The sequence below is a fragment of the Streptococcus sp. HMSC36C04 genome, from assembly GCF_001839535.1.
Taxonomy (GTDB): domain Bacteria; phylum Bacillota; class Bacilli; order Lactobacillales; family Streptococcaceae; genus Streptococcus; species Streptococcus hominis.
Genome location: NZ_KV841591.1, coordinates 52,353 through 67,472 on the forward strand (window position 1 = coordinate 52,353; position 15,120 = coordinate 67,472).

The 15,120-nt window shown below is 38.9% G+C and carries 15 protein-coding genes and 1 pseudogene; 8 read left to right on the forward strand and 8 right to left on the reverse strand.

From position 1 onward, the window contains the following. Window positions 1-5 precede the first annotated feature (5 nt). The 3 genes from HMPREF3249_RS04850 to HMPREF3249_RS04860 all read right to left on the reverse strand — a co-directional run bounded on the left by HMPREF3249_RS04850 (window position 6) and on the right by HMPREF3249_RS04860 (window position 2,734). The gene (locus HMPREF3249_RS04850) at window positions 6-1,121 is read right to left on the reverse strand and encodes a cysteine desulfurase family protein (RefSeq protein WP_049533755.1); all 1,116 of its coding nucleotides are present in this window, start codon (window positions 1,119-1,121) and stop codon (window positions 6-8) included. Between the two features lie 9 nt (window positions 1,122-1,130). Then, window positions 1,131-2,090, reverse strand: coding sequence for a ribose-phosphate diphosphokinase (locus HMPREF3249_RS04855; protein WP_049533856.1), 960 nt, complete (start codon window positions 2,088-2,090; stop codon window positions 1,131-1,133). An 83-nt stretch (window positions 2,091-2,173) separates the two neighbouring features. Next, window positions 2,174-2,734, reverse strand: a complete 561-nt coding sequence (locus HMPREF3249_RS04860) for a CYTH domain-containing protein (protein ID WP_049533757.1) — start codon at window positions 2,732-2,734, stop codon at window positions 2,174-2,176. 95 nt (window positions 2,735-2,829) lie between these two features. On the opposite strand from HMPREF3249_RS04860, the gene HMPREF3249_RS04865 reads away from it, so the two are divergent. The 5 genes from HMPREF3249_RS04865 (at window position 2,830) to mutY (ending at window position 7,414) form a co-directional block, all read left to right on the forward strand. Next, window positions 2,830-3,501, forward strand: a complete 672-nt coding sequence (locus HMPREF3249_RS04865) for a GTP diphosphokinase (protein WP_049533759.1) — start codon at window positions 2,830-2,832, stop codon at window positions 3,499-3,501. Next, entirely contained in the window at window positions 3,485-4,303 is an 819-nt protein-coding gene (locus HMPREF3249_RS04870; RefSeq protein ID WP_003029339.1) for an NAD kinase, read from the forward strand. The genes HMPREF3249_RS04865 and HMPREF3249_RS04870 overlap by 17 nt, the downstream gene beginning before the upstream one ends. Continuing rightward, window positions 4,300-5,190, forward strand: coding sequence for an RluA family pseudouridine synthase (locus tag HMPREF3249_RS04875; protein ID WP_059220803.1), 891 nt, complete (start codon window positions 4,300-4,302; stop codon window positions 5,188-5,190). Before HMPREF3249_RS04870 ends, HMPREF3249_RS04875 begins: the two co-directional genes overlap by 4 nt. 10 nt (window positions 5,191-5,200) lie before the next feature. Then, window positions 5,201-6,178: a phosphate acetyltransferase gene (gene pta, locus HMPREF3249_RS04880; protein ID WP_049533763.1), complete on the forward strand. Its 978-nt coding sequence runs from the start codon at window positions 5,201-5,203 to the stop codon at window positions 6,176-6,178. Between the two features lie 66 nt (window positions 6,179-6,244). Next, entirely contained in the window at window positions 6,245-7,414 is a 1,170-nt protein-coding gene (gene mutY, locus HMPREF3249_RS04885) for an A/G-specific adenine glycosylase (RefSeq protein ID WP_049533764.1), read from the forward strand. 115 nt (window positions 7,415-7,529) lie between these two features. On the opposite strand, the gene HMPREF3249_RS04890 is transcribed toward mutY, so the two are convergent. The 5 genes from HMPREF3249_RS04890 to HMPREF3249_RS04910 form a co-directional block, all read right to left on the reverse strand. Next, window positions 7,530-7,877, reverse strand: a complete 348-nt coding sequence (locus HMPREF3249_RS04890; RefSeq protein ID WP_059220801.1) for a DUF6568 family protein — start codon at window positions 7,875-7,877, stop codon at window positions 7,530-7,532. 391 nt (window positions 7,878-8,268) lie between these two features. Further along, entirely contained in the window at window positions 8,269-9,987 is a 1,719-nt protein-coding gene (locus HMPREF3249_RS04895; protein ID WP_070867501.1) for a phospho-sugar mutase, read from the reverse strand. A 180-nt stretch (window positions 9,988-10,167) separates the two neighbouring features. Then, window positions 10,168-10,731 carry an ECF transporter S component gene (locus tag HMPREF3249_RS04900; RefSeq protein WP_070867502.1) on the reverse strand — a complete coding sequence of 188 codons (564 nt, stop codon included), beginning with the start codon at window positions 10,729-10,731 and terminating at the stop codon, window positions 10,168-10,170. Further along, entirely contained in the window at window positions 10,715-11,266 is a 552-nt protein-coding gene (coaC, locus tag HMPREF3249_RS04905; RefSeq protein WP_070867503.1) for a phosphopantothenoylcysteine decarboxylase, read from the reverse strand. The genes HMPREF3249_RS04900 and coaC overlap by 17 nt, the downstream gene beginning before the upstream one ends. Next, the gene (locus tag HMPREF3249_RS04910; RefSeq protein ID WP_070867504.1) at window positions 11,263-11,955 is read right to left on the reverse strand and encodes a phosphopantothenate--cysteine ligase; all 693 of its coding nucleotides are present in this window, start codon (window positions 11,953-11,955) and stop codon (window positions 11,263-11,265) included. The genes coaC and HMPREF3249_RS04910 overlap by 4 nt, the downstream gene beginning before the upstream one ends. A 137-nt stretch (window positions 11,956-12,092) precedes the next feature. On the opposite strand from HMPREF3249_RS04910, the gene HMPREF3249_RS04915 reads away from it, so the two are divergent. From HMPREF3249_RS04915 to HMPREF3249_RS04925, 3 genes and pseudogenes are all read left to right on the forward strand, one after another. Then, window positions 12,093-13,763 (forward strand): formate--tetrahydrofolate ligase, encoded by a 1,671-nt coding sequence (locus HMPREF3249_RS04915; protein ID WP_049517508.1) that lies wholly within the window; start codon window positions 12,093-12,095, stop codon window positions 13,761-13,763. 103 nt (window positions 13,764-13,866) lie between these two features. Next, window positions 13,867-14,409, forward strand: a pseudogene (locus tag HMPREF3249_RS04920) (N-acetyltransferase family protein). A 1-nt stretch (window position 14,410) separates the two neighbouring features. After that, on the forward strand, window positions 14,411-15,064 hold the full coding sequence (locus HMPREF3249_RS04925) for a DNA alkylation repair protein (protein WP_070867509.1): 654 nt from the start codon (window positions 14,411-14,413) through the stop codon (window positions 15,062-15,064). Window positions 15,065-15,120: the final 56 nt, after the last annotated feature.

Sequence of the window (15,120 nt, forward strand, 5' to 3'; positions counted from 1 at the left end):
CTATTTTATCCTCCTAAAATTTCTTTTAATGTTGTAGTAAATTGTCGAACTTCTTCTGAAGTATTTTGCTCCGAGAAACTAATGCGAATAGATTCCCTTAAGCGTTCTGAATCGCTACCATAAAAAGCTTTAAGCACATGACTTGGCTCAACCGTTCCGGCCGTACAAGCAGAGCCAGTTGAGATAGAGATTCCAGCCAAGTCTAAACGCATGAGCAATAAATCGTTAGCCTGATTTAGAAAGCCAAGATTTACGACATAGGGAAGTAGGTGTGAATCATTATTTATATAGTAATGGATTCCGTCAAGTTCAGAGAGAAGTTGATGTTTCAAACTTTCAACATGTTCCATGTTTTCTTGGTAGCAATTGAGGCTCTCTTTTAGAGCCGCAACCATACCGGCAATAGCCGCTAAATTCTCAGTTCCTGCACGTCTTTTATCCTCTTGATCTCCACCGTGTAAAAATTTGTCAAATTTTACATGATTGAAGTACAAGAAGCCGATGCCTTTTGGACCATGAAATTTATGAGCTGACGCACTCATAAAGTCAATTCCTAGCTCGTCAGGATAGACAGGTAATTTACCTATAACTTGCACAGCATCCACATGATAAGCAGCGGGATGATGTTTCACAATGTCAGCAATTTCTTTGACTGGAAGCAGGTAGCCAGTTTCATTATTGGCATACATGGTTGAGACAAGTATTGTATCTTCTCGAAGGGCTTCTTTTATCTGTTGAGCCGTAATCTCTCCATTTTTAGGTTGGATATAAGTGGCTTCAAAGCCAAATTTATCCACCAGATATTCAATCGTTTCAAGAACCGAATGATGCTCAATAGCAGTAGTAATAATGTGTTTTCCTTGATCTTGATGGGCTAAGGCATATCCTTTTATGGCTGTATTGTTACTTTCTGTCCCACCAGATGTAAAGATGATATGTTGACTATTAGTATGAAGCAGTTCAGCAAGCTCTTGTCGGACTTCGCGAAGAATTTTGCTAGCAGCTCTTCCGGGGCTATGAATGCTAGATGGATTGCCGAAGGTATTTTCCATAACCTGTGTCATAGCAGTAATAGCAGCTTTTGACATGGGAGTTGTTGCTGCATTATCGAAATAAATCAAGATTTCTCCTTATTTCTTTTTATTGTAAGCAAAGAGAGGACTAACTGGTTTTCTTTTATGAATACGAACGATTGCATCTCCGATTAGCTCACTTGCAGTAATGTATTGAACATTTTTTGGAGTTTTTTCTTTGGTTGCAACTGAGTCGGTTACTAGAATTTCTTTGATTGGGGCATTGTCTAACTTTTCAGCAGCTCCCTCAACAAATAAACCATGACTAGAAACTGCATAAATCTCTGTTGCACCCTCACGTTCAACGATTTTTGAAGCTTCCGCAAAGGTACGTCCGGTATTTAAGATATCATCAATGAGAATAGCTTTTTTGCCAGCAACATCTCCGATAATATATCCTTCGTTACGATGAGAATCGTCTTGTGCATAGTCAATAATCGCAATTGGAGCATCTAAATGTTCTGCTAAGCTTCTAGCACGTTTAACACCAGAGTTTTTGGGACTGACCACAACTACGTCCTCGCCAGACAAGCCTTTTTCGCAGTAATGTTTGGCAAAAAGAGGAACGGTGTAAAGATTATCAACAGGGATATCAAAGAAGCCTTGAACTTGGACAGCATGTAAATCTAGGGTTAGAACACGATCAACTCCTGCCTTTACTAGCATATTCGCTACGAGCTTGGCTGTAATTGGTTCGCGAGGAGCGGCTGTACGGTCTTGACGAGCATAGCCAAAATATGGCATCACAACATTGACAGAATTAGCGCTGGCGCGATTGCAAGCATCCACCATGATGAGAAGTTCCATCAAATGATTATTGACAGGAAAACTTGTTGATTGAATGATAAATACATCAAAGCCACGCACACTTTCCTCGATGTTTACTTGAATTTCTCCGTCCGAAAATTGACGTGATGAAAGTTTGCCAAGAGGCACACCAGCAGCTTTAGCGATTTTTTCGGCAATATCGTGATTGGAATTTAGTGCAAACAACTTCATCTGTGCTTTATCCGTCAGTATATCCATGATAACTTATTAAGACTCCTTTTGATTTCTACACTCCATTTTATCAAAAAATAAGTAAAATTTCAGCTTTTTATTCATAAGTTTTGAGCAAATCTTGCAACTTTAGGTTTTGCATATTTATAATGGATATGATGAGCTTGTAAAAAGTAGTCAAATTGTTCTTTACCCATTTCAGCATCTATCACTTCTAGCTCTAATTCGTAGTCTGTTTTGTCAAAATAATGATTCTCATCAAGTGCCATTAAGCCAATAGTGGTTTCTTTTCCATAGCGAATAGTTGTTAAGCTCCCCAGCACCTTTAGTTCATCGAGATTGATAGCAGCGTGAGTCAGCAGTATGCGTATTTCTCCTTCAGGTAGCACACATGTATTGATGAGTGTGTGACACTCTTCTAAAGTGAGAGATTGATTGTATTCCATATTACCGACCTGTTGTGGAATTTTCAAAGTTAATTCGGCACGATTTTCAAAAGCACGGACGCGTAGTGCCATTTTTGCATCTCGGATTGAAAAGTCGGCTGTGTCAATATAGTAGTTTGTCTGTTTGGTAGCTGTTATATCTGAAAACAGCGGTAACAGCTGTTGGTACTCATTTTTTGTCAGAAGTGTTTTGTATTCAATTTCCAGGTGATTCATTTCCCAATCCTTTTCTTTTGTTTGAAAGCGATTTATGTTATAATAAGTATTGTGTTTATTTTATAAAAAAATAAGTAAAATGACAAGGTGATAGTATGGAAGTAGGATGGGAAGAGTTCCTGGATCCTTATATTCAAGCGGTTGGTGAGTTGAAAATCAAACTGCGCGGGATTCGCAAACAATACCGAAAACAAAAGCAGCATTCTCCGATTGAATTTGTAACGGGGCGTGTAAAACCGATAGAAAGCATCAAAGAAAAAATGGCTTTGCGTGGAATTAAAGAAGAAAATCTGGCACAAGATATGCAAGATATAGCTGGTTTGCGCGTAATGGTCCAATTTGTGGATGATGTAGAAGAAGTTTTGGATGTTTTGCGAAAACGTCATGATATGCGGATTATTCAAGAGAGAGACTATATTAAAAATCGTAAAGCTAGTGGTTATCGCAGTTACCATGTTATTATTGAATACCCCGTTGATACCATCAATGGGAGCAAAACGATTTTAGCAGAAATTCAAATTCGTACTCTGTCCATGAATTTTTGGGCAACAATTGAACATTCGCTGAATTATAAATACAAAGGTGAGTTTCCAGATGAAATTAAGAAACGTTTGGAAATTACAGCAAAAATCGCCTATCAATTAGACGAAGAAATGGGAAAAATTCGTGATGATATTCAAGAGGCACAAGCTTTATTTGACCCAATTAGTCGCAAATTGAATGATGGCGTAGGAAATAGTGACGATACAGATGAAGAATACAGGTAAAAGAATAGGGATTATCAGTAATCGCAGACGGCAAAGTCAGGAAATTTGTCGCCAATTGAAACAGAAACTAAAACAAAATCACTTTATTTTGAATGATAATAATCCTGATATTGTCATTTCAATTGGTGGCGACGGGATGCTTTTGTCAGCATTTCACAATTATGAAGATCAGCTAGACAAAGTTCGCTTTGTTGGCGTTCACACAGGACATTTGGGCTTTTATACAGATTATCGAGATTTTGAGTTGGACAAACTAATCGATAATTTAAAATTAGACACAGGCGCAAAGGTGTCTTATCCGATTTTGAATGTGAAAATTTTCCACGGAAATAATGAGATTTGTATAAAACGTGCGTTGAACGAGGCGACGGTCAAGCGTTCTGGACGAACAATGGTCGCTGATATCATTATCAATCAAGTGCATTTTGAGCGCTTTCGTGGTGACGGCATTTCAGTATCAACTCCGACAGGAAGCACAGCTTACAATAAATCGTTGGGTGGAGCTGTTCTGCACCCAACCATCGAAGCTCTTCAGATTGCAGAAGTTGCAAGCTTGAACAATCGTGTGTTTCGGACCTTGGGCTCCTCAATTATTGTCCCTAAGAAAGATAAAATTGAAATTGTGCCGACTTGGAATGACCGACATGCGATTTCGATTGACAATCAAAATTTTATGATAAACAATATTTCTAAAATTGAATTTCAAATTGATCAACATAAGATTAACTTTCTTGCTACACCGAGTCATACGAGCTTCTGGAATCGTGTCAAAGATGCCTTTATTGGCGAGGTGGAGGAATGAGGTTTGAATTTATCGCAGATGAGCATGTGAAAGTCAAAACATTTCTAAAAAAACATGAAATTTCCAAAAGTTTGCTTGCAAAAATAAAGTTTTCTGGTGGGGATATTCAGGTAAACGGTAAAAAGCAAAATGCCATTTATTTGTTAGATATTGGCGACAAAGTTGCCGTCGATATTCCTGCAGAAGAAGGTTTTGGCAGTTTGCAAGCTGTAGAGAAAGATTTAGAAATTGTCTACGAAGATGAACATTTTCTGATTTTGAACAAGCCGGCAGGCGTAGCCAGTATTCCTAGCGTGAATCATTCCAATACAATGGCTAATTTTGTGAAGGCTTATTACATTGCGAATCATTATGAAAATCAGCAGATTCATATTGTGACTCGTTTAGACCGTGATACGAGTGGTCTGATGTTGTTTGCAAAGCACGGTTATGCTCATGCAAGATTGGACAAGCAGTTGCAAAAGAAAGTCATTGAGAAGCATTATTATGCTTTGGTCAAGGGTTCGGCACCGTTAAAGCCAGAAGGAGATATTATTGCTCCCATAGCGCGTGAAGGTAGTAGTATCATTACTCGCTGTGTAGCAAAAAATGGAAAATATGCTCATACGAGTTATAAAGTTTTAGCGCAGTATGATGACATTTATCTCGTGGATATTCACCTTCATACAGGACGGACACACCAGATTAGGGTTCATTTTTCTTATATTGGTTTTCCGCTCTTGGGAGATGATTTATATGGTGGGAGCATGACTGACGGAATAACGCGGCAAGCACTTCATTGTCATTCATTGCGTTTTTACAATCCATTCCATGAGGAAGTTGTGAATAAATCAAGTCCTCTTCCGAAAGATTTTCAAACAGTCATTCAAAAATTAAGCAATAAGTAAGGAGTAAAACATGAAAATTTTTGAAACAATTCGTGAAACATTGCAAGGCAAAGAAGTGAAGATTGTCTTACCAGAAGGTGAAGAACCACGTATTCTTCAAGCTACTAAACGTTTGGTAAGGGAAACAAGTATCACACCTGTTTTATTGGGGAATCCTGAAAAAATTCGTATTTATCTTGAAATTGAAGGTGTGACAGAAGGTTATGAAGTCATTGATCCTCAAAATTGTTCATGCTTTGAAGAAATGGTTGCAGCTTTTGTAGAACGCCGTAAAGGAAAAATCACAGAAGACGAAGCGCGTAAATTATTGAAAGAGGACGTCAATTATTTTGGTGTCATGCTTGTTTATCTTGGTAAAGTACAAGGTATGGTTTCTGGTGCGATTCATTCTACAGCAAGCACGGTTCGTCCAGCTCTTCAAATTATCAAAACACTTCCTTGGGTTTCTCGCACATCTGGTGCCTTTCTCATGGTTCGCGGTGATGAACGCTATGTTTTCAGTGATTGTGCAATCAATATTGACCCAGATGCTAAAACATTAGCAGAAATTGCTATTAACTCTGCCTTGACCGCGCAAATCTTTGACATTGACCCTAAAGTGGCGATGCTGAGCTATTCAACTAAAGGTTCTGGATTTGGTGAAAAGGTTGATAAAGTCGTCGAAGCAACGAAACTTGCGCAAGAAATGCGACCAGATTTGGCTATTGACGGAGAATTACAATTTGATGCAGCTTTTGTGCCTAAAACGGCAGAGTTAAAAGCTCCTGGAAGCAATGTAGCTGGTCAAGCGACTGTCTTTGTATTTCCTGGTATTGAAGCTGGAAATATCAGTTATAAAATGGCAGAGCGCCTCGGTGGCTTTTCAGCAGTCGGTCCTATTTTGCAAGGATTGAACCACCCAGTAAACGACCTTTCCCGTGGATGCAATGCTGATGATGTTTATAAATTAACATTGATTACTGCCAGCCAAGCAGTTGGTCATTATTAGAAAGCCAAGACAGAATCCAGAATTCAAGTTCTGGGTTCTCTTTTTATTTTGTGTTATACTAAAGCTATGTTAGATTTGAAAAAATATGGGATTGAGATGTGGGAGGATGAAAAGATTATCTCTTTTCGCCAAAAATTATTAGCTTGGTATGATGAAAATAAGCGCGATTTACCTTGGCGGAGAAGCAGCAATCCTTATCATATCTGGATTTCAGAAATTATGCTTCAGCAAACACGGGTAGATACGGTTATTCCTTACTATGAGCGTTTTTTAGCCTGGTTTCCGACAATTAAAGATTTAGCAATGGCTTCAGAAGAACGTTTGCTTAAAGCTTGGGAGGGGCTAGGTTACTATTCGCGAGTACGCAATATGCAACAGGCTGCTCAGCAGATTATGACAGATTTTAGTGGCGAGTTTCCTCACACTTACGAGGAGATTTCTAGTCTGAAAGGAATTGGTCCTTATACAGCAGGAGCTATTGCAAGTATTGCTTTTGGCTTGCCTGAGCCAGCGGTTGATGGGAATGTTATGCGGGTCCTGAGCCGTTTATTTGAGGTGAATTTGGATATTGGTGTCCCTGCTAACCGAAAGGTTTTTCAAGCGATGATGGAAATTCTGATTGACCCCCAAAGACCGGGAGATTTCAACCAAGCTTTGATGGATTTGGGCTCAGATATTGAAGCGCCTGTCAACCCTAGACCTGAGGACAGTCCAGTAAGGGAATTTAGTGCTGCTTACTTACATGGAACAATGGATAGATACCCTATCAAAGCTCCTAAGAAAAAACCTATTCCAGTTTATTTGTATGGTTTGATTATCCAGAATAATCAAGGAGAATTTCTTTTAGAGAAAAATGAAGCAAGCAGTCTTTTATCAGGATTTTGGCACTTTCCTTTGATTGAAGTAGACGAATTTTCGGATGATGAACAGTTATCCCTTTTTGAAGTAGCAGAAAATCAAGTTGCAATTGAATTATCTCCTCAAGAAAGCTTTGAGCAGGATTATGATGTGGTAGTGAATTGGCAGGAGCAAGCTTTTCCGACAATTCAACATGTGTTCAGTCATCGCAAGTGGCAGATTCGTTTGCTTTATGGTCAGGTAGTAAATGCTACGGAAATGCCTAAACAGGAACAAGTTTTATGGTTGCATCCTGATGAATTTGACAACTATCCATTTGCTAAACCTCAGCAAAAGATGTGGCAAGCCTTTCAAAAAGGAAAATTAAAAGGAAATTAAATATTAAGAGACAGGGACGATATGATCTCTGCCTCGTTTGGTGATAGTAAAAAGTTACTGCTTAGTTAGTTTATAATATACTTTGAAGCTGGAAATTTTAATTCCAGCTTCATTTTTATAAGTTAGCGAATGACTTGATTTCCTCAGCCGTCATAGAAGAGTCACAACGGACAGCTACTTGGCTATTCTCTGTGTGTAAAAATCCTGGCACAGTTGGGATTCCATATTCGGAACGAAAAGCTTGGAGTTCTTCCAGTTCACTAGGTTCCTCACTGTTGATAAAGAAAATGTATGCTTGGGTTTCAGCGACAACACTAGCTAGCGTAGTGGCGAATTTACGACAGTAAGGGCACGTTTTACGCCCAATGAAAAAAGTTGCGTTTTCTTTATTTTCAATGGCTTGTCGGGCACGTTCTACAGTCGTGACTTCTAAATCTTTGATATCTTGCGTAAAATTATTCATAAAATAACCTCATTTCTTTTGCTCATTCTAGTATGCCACAAATAGGAAAATAATGCAGAGATTTGAAATGAAATGTAAAATATTGAAAGAGAAGTGAAACAGAACTAGAAACTGAAAATTTTAATTGTCATCCTCTTATCTCAAGACTCCGCTATAAAATGTTTCCCAGCTATTTTGTATAGTCTCCCCTGTAACGTTGAGCAAATGTTAAAAAGCGAAAAGACTTTGAGACCTACTTCGAAAGCTCTGTCCGCCATCTTAAAGCAGCGTTTGAGCAATTATCTGTCATTTGTTACAAGACAATTTCGAGTCTGAGACACTCTTGTCCCAGACTCGAAGTTTGAATATTGTAGAAGTTAGACTGAGAAATCAAAGCCTTCTTACTTTTTGCTTATTTTACAAAATCATTGATTTCTGCTTCAATTTTTGCAATTTTTGCTTGAGCGTCTTGGCTGGAATTTCCGACAACAGCAATGTAGAATTTGATTTTTGGTTCAGTTCCTGAAGGACGTACAGCAATCCATGAACCATCAGTAAGTGTGTATTTTAATACATCGCTTGGTGGAGTTGTTAATTTCGTTACATCGCCGTCAGAATCAGTAGCAGTTTGTGCTTTGAAATCTTCTGTGACTGCAACAGCAGTAGCGTTAAATTCTTTTGGTGCATTGTCACGGAACTTGCTCATAATAGCTTTGATTTGTTCCGCGCCATCAACACCAGACAGAGTAACTGAAATCGTCTTTTCAGCATAATAACCATATTCTTTGTAGATTTCTTCAATTCCGTCTGCAAGAGTTAAGCCGCGAGAACGGTAGTAGGCAGCTAATTCTGCAACAACTAATACAGCTTGGATAGCATCTTTGTCACGCACAAATGGTTTAATCAAGTAGCCAAAGCTTTCTTCAAAGCCCATCATGTAAGTGTGATTGTGTTTTTCTTCAAATTCTTGAATCTTTTCGGCGATAAATTTGAAACCAGTTAAGACATTGAACATGGTTGCGCCGTAGCTTTCAGCAATCTTGGTTACAAGATCGGTAGACACAATGGATTTGCAAAGTGCTGCATTGGCAGGAAGTGTTCCAGCAGTCTTATGCGCTTCAAGGATGTACTTAGCCATAATTGCACCGATTTGATTTCCTGAAAGATTGCGGTAGCTGCCGTCTTTTTGGAGAACTTCAACGCCCACACGGTCAGCATCTGGGTCTGTTGCGACAAGGACATCCGCACCAACTTTACGCCCTAATTCTTCAGCGAGAGAGAAAGCCGCCTGGTTTTCTGGATTTGGTGATTTGACAGTGGAGAAGTCTGGATCTGGCACGCATTGAGCTTCAACAACCTGAACAGAATCAAAACCAGCTTGGGCAAATGCTCGACGCGCTAACATTTCACCTGTACCGTGAAGCGGAGTGTAGACGATTTTCATGTCTTTTCCATATTCATCAATCAATTGTTGATTGATATTCACGTCTTTTACTTCTTTAAGGTATTCAGTATCAACGTTTTCACCGATGATTTCAATCAATCCAGATGCTTTTTCGGCTTCAACATCAGCAACTTCAATGGCAAATGGATTTTCGATGGCACGAATATAAGCTGTTAGAGCATCAGCATCATGAGGCGGCATTTGACCACCATCTTCGCCATAAACTTTATAGCCATTAAATGGAGCAGGGTTGTGGCTGGCTGTAATCATAATCCCGGCAAAAGCTTTTAAGTGACGAACTGCAAATGACAGTTCTGGTGTTGGACGGAGACTTTCAAATACATAAGATTTAATGCCATGTTTTGCTAAAACAGCAGCAGATTCAAAGGCGAATTCTGGAGAGAAGTGACGAGAGTCATAAGCGATAGCGACACCGCGTTTTTTGAAATCTTCACCTTTTTCATCAATCAAACGTGCTAAACCTTCAGTTGCCTGACGAACGACATAAATATTGATACGATTCGTACCTGCACCAATCAAGCCACGCATACCAGCAGTACCAAATTCGAGATTGGTATAAAAAGCATCTTCTTTTGTCTTTTCATCCATCGAAGCCAATTCTTTACGAAGGTAATCTGGAAGTTCTGCAAAATCAAGCCATTTTTTGAAATTATCTTGGTAAGTCATTACGAAATCTCCTTTTATAAAAATTGGAAAGTTTATGAAACATTTGAAAAAAAGCAACTAACTTCGTTTTCTTAGTAGAATGATGAAAATTATATTTTTCTCAGAATTTTAAACTTTCTTTTATTGTTTAACCGTTTTCATTATAGCATTTTTTCATAAAAAAATCACGTTTTCACGTGATTATTTTTTAACTTTTTCAAGAGCTGGAATAATGGTAACCGTCAGAAGCGCAGAAATAATCATTTCAGCAATGGAATTGGTTGAAATAACAGAAGCAAGCAGTAGTTGAATGTTTCCATTATAAACTTTAGAGAATAGTAGGAAGATTCCTCCTAAAACAAAAATAGTATTTGTCAACGAACCAACCGTCCCAGCTAAAATAAGTCCAGTCTTATTTTTAAGATATTTATAAACAAAATAAGGTGTGACTCCGATTAAAATTCGCGGAACAAGAGCAATGATGAGCGAATAAATATTGCCATTAGGGACAAATGGACTAAATAGATAACTTGTTGGCAAGAGGACAATTGTATTTGTAACTAGACTAATAATTCCCATTAAAGCACCTAAAAGTGCACCAACTTTTGGTCCATAAAGGATACTAGCAATAATAACAGGAATATGAACAATCGTTGGTTTGATCGGGACGGGAAAAAGGTTAAATATTACCGAACTTAATAGATGAATAACGAGCATAATAGCAAAAAAGATAGCAATTTGAGCAATATTAGATTGTTTTTTCATAAATCAATTCCTTTACTTTTTTTATAATTGTTTCTACAGAAGCAAGAGCACCGATTCCGTGGTCACCACAGGCTAGGACGGTTTCTCTAGGCTGAATAATGTGCCAGCCGTATTTTTCTAGTTTAGATAGATTTTCTTGAGTGATTGGATTTTCATACATTTTTGTATTCATAGCAGGAGCTAGCACTTTTTTGGCTGTTATAGGCAAAGCAAGTGCAGTGCTGGTTATCATATTGTCCGCAAAGCCATTGGCTAATTTAGCGATTGTATTGGCAGAAGCAGGTGCAACCAAGAAAAGATCTGTTTGCTTGGCAATTTCAATATGATTGACCTTGTTTGGCGCAGGCTCGTCCATGACATCTGTATGTACTAAATTTTTCGACAATACCTGCAAAGTCAAGGGGGGAATGAAATTTGTAGCTGCTTGAGACATCAGAACAGTCACCTTTTGATTGTCTTTTGTCAATTGACTGGTCAAGTCAGCAGCTTTATAGGCGGCAATGCTTCCTGTGACGGCTAAAGTAATATGTTTCATAAATTGTCCTTTGTGTGAATGTGTGTTACGAGTTGTTGAGCGATTTCCTCTTTTGTGTTGGCTTCTATGACAGAATTTTCTTTGACTAAGTAAGCATGATGTTGATTATTGGAAATATCATACAAGTCATTTGCCACAATTATTTCTGCTTTGTTTTTTATGAGACTAGCACGAGCAACTGTCAGTAATTCTTTCTTAGAAACATCAACTAAGAGTTTAAAGCCAATTAGACGGATATTAGGATTCCATTTTTTTACTTGGCTGATAATTTTCGGTGTTTGTTTGAGAAAGAGCACTTGGTATTCATCTTTTGATGAAATCTTGCCTTGATCATTGGTCTTGTTTAAAAACTCTGTTAAATCCTGTGAAGCAGTGATTTGTTCAAAACCTGTCATGTAAATAGGCGTGTAGTCAGAAACGGCCATTGAATGAATTAAAACACCATGAGTTTTGACTAAAGGCTGCATCGTTTCCAGCAAATCTTGTACATTTTCAATGATTTGAATGGTTAAATTCGGATGAGCAGCAGGCTTGACAGCACTCTGTGTAGTGACTAATGTAACTTGATCGCCTTGTGCTAAAAAACTCTCCGCAATAAGAGCACCAAGCTTTCCTGTTGAGTGATTCGTAATAGAACGAACTTGATCGATTTTTTCGCTCGTTCCGCCAGAAGTAATCAATAGTTTCATAACTAAATTTTACACAAAAAAAGTTAATTCGTAAATAGAAAAGACTTTTCCGAACGTTTTTGAGAATTTTAGCTTTGAAAGTGTTTGTTTTCTTTATTTTTTGGTATAATAATCCTATCAAAACTGGAGGATTCCAAATGAAAACGGATATAGAAATTGCTCAGAGTGTTGACTTGCAGCCGATTGCTGATGTAGTGAAGAAAGTTGGAATTGATTATGACGATTTGGAGCTTTACGGTAAATACAAGGCTAAATTGTCTTTTAATAAGATTCAGGAATTACAAAAGAAGCCAGTTGGTAAGTTGATTCTGGTAACAGCCATCAATCCAACACCGGCCGGCGAAGGAAAATCAACTATTACTATTGGCTTGGCAGATGCTCTCAGCAAAATTGGAAAGAAAACCATGATTGCGATTCGTGAACCGTCTCTTGGACCAGTTATGGGAATCAAAGGCGGAGCCGCTGGAGGTGGTTATGCACAGGTTCTACCAATGGAAGACATCAATTTGCATTTCACAGGAGATATGCATGCGATTACCACTGCCAACAATGCCCTTTCTGCTTTGATTGATAATCATTTACATCAAGGAAATGCTCTAGGAATTGACCAACGTCGCATTATCTGGAAGCGCGTGGTAGATCTGAATGACCGTGCTTTGCGGCATGTGACCGTCGGTCTGGGCAGTCCGGTTAATGGAATTCCGCGGGAAGATGGTTTTGATATTACGGTTGCATCTGAAATCATGGCTATTCTCTGTTTAGCGACAAGTATTGAAGACTTGAAAGAACGTCTAGCTAATATCGTTATTGGTTATCGTTATGATCGGACGCCTGTTTATGTTCGAGATTTGGAAGTAGAAGGGGCTCTTGCTCTCATCTTGAAAGACGCTATAAAGCCCAATCTAGTACAGACTATTTATGGAACTCCTGCATTTGTTCACGGCGGACCGTTTGCCAATATCGCCCATGGCTGTAATTCTGTTCTGGCGACAACAACAGCTCTGCATTTGGCGGACTACACAGTGACTGAAGCTGGTTTTGGTGCGGATCTAGGGGCTGAGAAATTCCTAGATATCAAAACGCCAAATCTGACGACTGCTCCAGATGTAGTGGTTATTGTTGCAACTCTTAGAGCACTGAAAATGAACGGTGGTGTTGCTAAAGAAGAGCTGACAACTGAGAATGTTGAAGCGGTTAAAGCAGGTTTTGCCAACCTCAAGCGCCACGTGGAAAATATCCGTAAATTTGGTGTTCCGGTCGTGGTGGCTATCAATGAATTTGTGACGGACACCCAAGCTGAAATTGCCGTTCTCAAGGAACTTTGCGCAGAGATTGATGTTCCTGTGGAATTGGCTAGTGTTTGGGCAGACGGAGCTGACGGTGGTCTAGCTCTTGCCGAAACTGTGGTTAAAACAATTGAAACTAGACCTGCTAACTACACTCGACTTTACGATAATAATCTGACAGTTGAAGAAAAAATTGAGAAAATTGTCAAGGAAATCTATCGCGGAACAAAAGTCAATTTTGAAAAGAAAGCAAAAACTCAAATTTCTCAAATTGTCAAGAATGGCTGGGATAAGTTGCCAATTTGTATGGCTAAGACCCAATACAGTTTTTCAGATAATCCAAATCTTCTGGGAGCGCCAGAAAACTTTGAAATCACTATCCGTGAAGTTGTTCCAAAACTAGGTGCAGGCTTTATTGTCGCCCTGACTGGTGATGTTATGACCATGCCTGGTCTGCCAAAACGCCCAGCAGCCCTCAATATGGATGTCGCACCAGATGGTACAGCTATTGGACTATTTTAAAACGAAAAAGGTTCGAGAGAGCCTTTTCTTTTTGAATTTGGTAAAATATACATGGTGATATACTTCATTTTTATGAAAGTAATAAGAAGAAAGGAACATTCGGATGAACATCAGATTAGCAAATAAAAACGACGCCGCTGTTCTTGTAGCTATTTACGCACCTTATGTGGAGAAAACAGCCATTACTTTTGAGTATGATGTTCCGTCGATGGAGGAATTTTCTGGTCGGATTGAGAAGACCTTGGAAAGGTATCCTTATCTGGTGGCTGAAGAAGAGGGAGTCATTCTGGGTTATGCTTATGCTTCGACTTATTATGGTTGAGAGGCATACAACTGGGCTGTTGAACTATCGGTCTATGTAGCTGATGAGAATCGCGGCAGAGGGATTGGGAAGCAGCTTTATGACAAATTGGAAGAAATTCTTGAACAGCAAGGTTTTGTTCATTTTCTAGCTTGTATTGCTCTGCCGAATGACGCCAGTATTTCTTTCCATAAAAAACGTGGTTATCAGCAAGTAGAGCATTTCCCAAAAATCGGATATAAATTTGACTGCTGGCATGATACAGTTTGGTTGCAGAAGAGTTTAGATAAAACAGCAAGACCAATTAAATTATTCAAAGATATGAATGTTGAAAGTGAATGGTAATATGAAAGTAGAAGATATTTTCCAAGGATTAAAAGAAGTAGCGAATCCTGAAGATGCTATTCACATGGAAGCATACATGAAAGACCAGTTTGAGTTTTTAGGAGTCAAAACACCTGTTAGACGAAAGCTTTCCAAGGTATTTTTTAAGAAAAATAGCAGCCCTGCAATTGATTGGAAATTTATCCATCAGGCTTGGGAAAATCCCTATCGTGAAATGCAATATGTGGTGCTGGATTATTTGCAATTGAAACAAAAAGCTTTGAAACCAAGCGATTTGCTAAAGATAAAGAAATTAGCACAAACAAAGCCATGGTGGGACACCATTGACTTTTTGTGCCGCTCAGTAGGCTTTCTTTGCCTGCACTATCCTGAGACAAAGAAATTTGTGTTGGAGTGGAGCAGGGATGAAGATTTTTGGCTGCGGCGCCTTGCCATTGAACACCAATTGCTTCAAAAAGAAGAAACGGATGTCCAGCTGCTGGAGCAAATCCTGATTAATAATCTTAATCAGACCGAGTTTTTCATCAATAAGGCCATTGGTTGGGCACTTCGGGACTACTCCAAGACCAATCCCGACTGGGTGCGGGAATTTATCGAAAAATACAAAGACAGGCTGAGCAAACTCAGCATTAAAGAAGGAAGCAAGTATTTGTGAGATTGATAGATGAGGAAGTTTTTCTATCGGTAGTTAAAAACTGATGAAGAGGATCG

Coding starts and splice junctions, on each gene's coding strand:
- HMPREF3249_RS04910 (WP_070867504.1), bottom strand. CDS start 11,955: ATGAAACTATTGATTACTTCTGGCGGAACGAGCGAAAAAATCGATCAA.
- HMPREF3249_RS04925 (WP_070867509.1), top strand. CDS start 14,411: ATGAAAGTAGAAGATATTTTCCAAGGATTAAAAGAAGTAGCGAATCCT.
- HMPREF3249_RS04895 (WP_070867501.1), bottom strand. CDS start 9,987: ATGACTTACCAAGATAATTTCAAAAAATGGCTTGATTTTGCAGAACTT.
- HMPREF3249_RS04915 (WP_049517508.1), top strand. CDS start 12,093: ATGAAAACGGATATAGAAATTGCTCAGAGTGTTGACTTGCAGCCGATT.
- pta (WP_049533763.1), top strand. CDS start 5,201: ATGAAAATTTTTGAAACAATTCGTGAAACATTGCAAGGCAAAGAAGTG.
- HMPREF3249_RS04875 (WP_059220803.1), top strand. CDS start 4,300: ATGAGGTTTGAATTTATCGCAGATGAGCATGTGAAAGTCAAAACATTT.
- HMPREF3249_RS04865 (WP_049533759.1), top strand. CDS start 2,830: ATGGAAGTAGGATGGGAAGAGTTCCTGGATCCTTATATTCAAGCGGTT.
- HMPREF3249_RS04870 (WP_003029339.1), top strand. CDS start 3,485: ATGAAGAATACAGGTAAAAGAATAGGGATTATCAGTAATCGCAGACGG.
- mutY (WP_049533764.1), top strand. CDS start 6,245: ATGTTAGATTTGAAAAAATATGGGATTGAGATGTGGGAGGATGAAAAG.
- HMPREF3249_RS04900 (WP_070867502.1), bottom strand. CDS start 10,731: ATGAAAAAACAATCTAATATTGCTCAAATTGCTATCTTTTTTGCTATT.
- HMPREF3249_RS04860 (WP_049533757.1), bottom strand. CDS start 2,734: ATGAATCACCTGGAAATTGAATACAAAACACTTCTGACAAAAAATGAG.
- coaC (WP_070867503.1), bottom strand. CDS start 11,266: ATGAAACATATTACTTTAGCCGTCACAGGAAGCATTGCCGCCTATAAA.
- HMPREF3249_RS04890 (WP_059220801.1), bottom strand. CDS start 7,877: ATGAATAATTTTACGCAAGATATCAAAGATTTAGAAGTCACGACTGTA.